3 protein-coding genes are annotated in these 3,865 nt (G+C 76.2%); 2 read left to right on the top strand and 1 reads right to left on the bottom strand.

The features are described 5' to 3' along the window. Window positions 1–1,729, bottom strand: a 1,729-nt coding sequence (locus ABD308_RS10675) for an Ig-like domain-containing protein (protein WP_344331481.1), incomplete at its 3' end; no start/stop codon positions are given. A 481-nt stretch (window positions 1,730–2,210) separates the two neighbouring features. On the opposite strand from ABD308_RS10675, the gene ABD308_RS10670 reads away from it, so the two are divergent. Beyond that, window positions 2,211–2,630 carry a globin domain-containing protein gene (locus tag ABD308_RS10670; RefSeq protein ID WP_344331479.1) on the top strand — a complete coding sequence of 140 codons (420 nt, stop codon included), beginning with the start codon at window positions 2,211–2,213 and terminating at the stop codon, window positions 2,628–2,630. Window positions 2,631–2,642: 12 nt separating this feature from the next. Next, the gene (locus ABD308_RS10665) at window positions 2,643–3,845 is read left to right on the top strand and encodes a globin domain-containing protein (RefSeq protein WP_344331477.1); all 1,203 of its coding nucleotides are present in this window, start codon (window positions 2,643–2,645) and stop codon (window positions 3,843–3,845) included. Window positions 3,846–3,865 lie beyond the last annotated feature (20 nt).

The raw sequence follows: 3,865 nt of genomic DNA, 5'->3' as shown, positions 1-3,865 counted from the left end.
CGACGGCCGGGCACCCGGCCGTCGGGACCGGCGGAGTGGCGGGACGGGGTGCGGCCGCGCTCCTGCTCGGGACGGGAACGCTCGGGGACGGCGGTGCCGGGGTGCCGGCCGAGGGCTTCGGCGCCGTCGGGGACGGAACGGCCACCGAGGGCACGGGCGCGGAAGGTGTGGCCACGGAAGGTGTGGCCACGGAGGGCGTGGCCGTGGGCGGCTTGGCGACGGCGGTCGGCACCGCGAGGACGGTGGCGGCGGCGGGCGTGGGCGCCCCCGTGACCGCGGGCGTCGCGGCCCGGGTGGGCGTGGCCACCGGCGACGGCGTCGAGGCCGCCGACGCGGAGGGCTTCGGAGCCGGGACCGGCGGCGGCAGCGTGGGCGGCGTGACCTGTCCCGCCGGCTGCCCGGACGCCTCGACCCGGACCGCCACCGCGTCCGCCGCCGTCCTGTTCCCCGCCTGATCGGTCGCCGTGACGACCAGCCACTGCCCCCCGTCCGTCAGATCCCGGTTGGCCGTGCACGTCCAGCCGCCGTCGACGGCCGCCGTCGCACCGCAGGCGGTGATCCGCGCGGCCTCGCCACCTCGCTCCGGAGCGGCGGTGACGAGCACCCGCGCCCCGGGCTCGGCCTTCCCGGCCAGCCGGGGCCGGGCGGAGCGGACGGTCTCCCCGGCGGCCGGCGCGGTGAGCACCGGGCGGTCCGGCGGCACGGTGTCGACCACCAGCTCGACCGGCCGTCCCGCGCTCCGGTTCCCGGCGAGGTCGGCGCCGGCCGGAGTGAGCCGGTGCCGTCCTTCCGCCAGGTCCTCCACCGGCAGGCAGGACCAGCCGCCGTCGGCCCCGACGGCCGTGCTGCACAGGTCGGCCTCCGCGCCGTCGGCGGGCAGGTCGGTGACGACGACGGTGCCGCCCGGCTCGCCGGTGCCGGTCAGCCGGATGCCGGGGTCGTTGGTGAACCCGGGCAGGGCGAGCGCGGGGACGCCCGGCGCCGAGGTCCGCACGGCGATCCGGACCGGCTCGCCGCGCAGCGCCGTACCGAGGACGGTGGTCAGCACCGGGGTGAGGGTGTGCGCGCCCTCGGCCAGCGGCGCGTCCGGGCGGCAGGCCCAGTCGCCGCCCCGGGTGGCCCGGGTGCGGCAGAGCGCGGTGTCGCCCTCGCGGACCTCGACGGTCGCGCCGGCCCTGGCCCCGCCGCCGGAGATCCGGGGGCGGGTCTCGGCGAGCGTGGCGCCGTCGACCGGCTGGGAGATCTCCGGGCGGGCGGCTCCGACGGTCAGTCGGATCCGCTGGTCCAGGACCTGTCCGGAGTCGGCGGAGCCGTCGGCCGACACCACCTGGGCGGAGGCCCGGGCGATCCGCAACCGGGCCCAGGTCTCGCCGGAGGAGGCGTTGCCGGGGACGGTCCACTCCAGGGTGGCGCCGCGTCCGCCGGGGGCGACCTCGGTCTGCACCCGCTCGGCCGGGTCGAAGCGGCCGTTGCGGTCGAAGTCGACCCAGCCGGCCAGGGTGGCGGGCGCGTCGCCGACCCCGACGGGCAGGGTGAGCCGGTACGCCTGACCGACCGCCGCCTCCTCGGGATAGCCGAGGGCCTGGCCGGTGCCCCTGGTATCGGTCTCGCCGCCCAGGTGGAGGTCGGAGCGCGTGTGGGAGGCGCCGCCGTAGCCCTGCGGGGCGGTGGCGGAACCGGAATTCCCGGCGGCGGTCCGGAAAGCCCCCGCGGGCCCGTCGGGCCGCATTCCGTCCGTGTGCGGCGCTTCGGAATGATCAATTCCGGAACGGCCCGCCAATTCGACGGAGAGACCGGAGCCCGGCGGGCTCCAGCCGGTCAACAGCCCGGCCGCCAGAACGGCGGCGGCGCCTGCCGCAGCCGGGAACTGTCGGTTCATCCGGCTCTCCTTCGCATCGGCTGCCGGGCGGCCTGGATGGCCGGGCAGGCTGAACACAAGACTGGACACAAGATCAGACAAAACGGAATCACGATCCTGGGCCGGTCATACCGCGACACTTGCGCCATTGGCCGCATGACACCCGATTGGCGGCCCTCCGACCGGCAGGACGGGATGTACCCGAAAGGACTGCATTTCATCCATTAGGCGGGGTATCACGGGGTATCGCGAAGGGCCCCGGTGAAACCAACCGCGCACCGACGTCCGGTATCCGACCATTCACCGGTGAACTCTGTTCGAATTGCCGGATCGCTCAGTAGAGTCGGGGCCCGTGACCATCAACCCCGTTCTCATCAAGAGCAGTTTCGCGCTGGTCGAACCGCACGGAACCGCCGTCACCGGGTACTTCTACGAGCACCTCTTCGAACACCACCCCGCCGTCCGCGGGCTGTTCGCCGAGCACGTCGACGAGCAGCGGGACCGGCTCTGGGCGGCGCTCGGCGCGCTGGTCGAGCACCTTGAGGACACCGGGACGCTGCTCGGCCTCCTGCGCGACCTCGGGGCCCGGCACGCCGGGTACGGGGCGCTCGTCGACCACTTCCCGGCCGTCGGCGGCAGCCTGCTCGCCACCCTGGAGCACCATGCCGGCGACGCCTGGACGGAGGAGGTCGAGGCGTCCTGGACCGCGCTGTACGGCGTGGTCGCCGACACCATGGGCCAGGCGCTCACCGCCGCGCGGCAGCAGGGTTAGGGCGGGCCCGCGGTGCCCTTCGACCCCGCGGTCATCCGCGCGAACTTCGCCGTCGTCGAGCGCCGCGCCGATCACCTGGTGACCTACTTCTACGCCCACCTGTTCGCGCACAACCCCGGCATCCGGGGCCACTTCCCCGAGGACATGTCCGAGCAGCGCGACCGGCTCCTCGCCGCGCTCACCTCGATCGTGCTCCGGCTGGAGGACCCCGACCGGCTCGCCGGGTACCTGCGCGCGCTCGGGCGCGACCACCGCAAGTTCCAGGCCGCGCCCGAGCACTACCCCGCCGTCGGGGCCAGCCTGATCGCCGCGCTGCGGCACTGCTCCGGCCACGCCTGGACGCCCGGGACCGAGAAGGCCTGGACCGAGGCCTACACCGTGCTCGCCCAGGCGATGACCGACGCCGCCGCCGAGGTCCCGCCCGACGAGCCCGCCTGGTGGGACGCCGAACTCCGCGCCCGCCGCCGGGCCGCCCCCGGCATCGCCGTGCTCACCCTGGCGACGGCGCGCCCCTACCCGTTCGTCCCCGGCCAGTACCTCACGCTCAGCAGCCCCCGGGTGCCCCGGGTGTGGCGCCCGTACTCGATCGCCAACGCGCCGCGCCCGGACGGCACGCTGGAGCTGCACGTCCGCCGGGTGCCCGGCGGCCTGCTCAGCACCGCGCTGGTCGACGACACCGTGCCCGGCGAGCCGCTGCGCCTCGGGCCCGCGCTCGGCGACGCCGTGCTCGACCCGCGCTCGCGGCGCCCCCTGCTGGCGGTGGCCGGCGGCACCGGCTGGGGCCAGACCCGCGCCCTGCTGGAGGAGCTCGCCGCCCGGACGCCCGAACGGGAGGCCACCCTGCTGCTGGCCGCCCGCTCGGACGACGAGCAGTACGACCTGGCGACCGTGGAGCGACTGCTCTCCCTGCATCCCCGGTTACAGGTGCTGCTGGCCGCCCCCGGCCCGGCGGACGGCCGCGACGGCGCCGTCGCCCTGGTCCGCGAGGCGCTCGCCCGGCAGCGCGACTGGTCCGGCTGGGACGTCCACCTCAGCGGCCCGCCGGACCTCGCGCCCGCGCTCGCCGGGATGCTGGCCGGACTGGGCGCCGACGCGGACCGGATCCGGCACGACCCGGTACCCGACACCTTCAACCGGGCCCGGCCGCTGACCTCCTCGGAGCGGTTCCTGGACCACCGGAACGTCCCCTGGATCAACCGGACCGAGCTGGGCTGAGCCCCCGGCCCCTCCCCACC

The organism is Kitasatospora putterlickiae (assembly GCF_039527695.1).
GTDB classification, from domain to species: Bacteria; Actinomycetota; Actinomycetes; order Streptomycetales; family Streptomycetaceae; genus Kitasatospora; species Kitasatospora putterlickiae.
The sequence above is the reverse complement of the archived record's forward strand: the minus strand, read 5'-3'. Positions and strand labels throughout refer to the sequence as shown.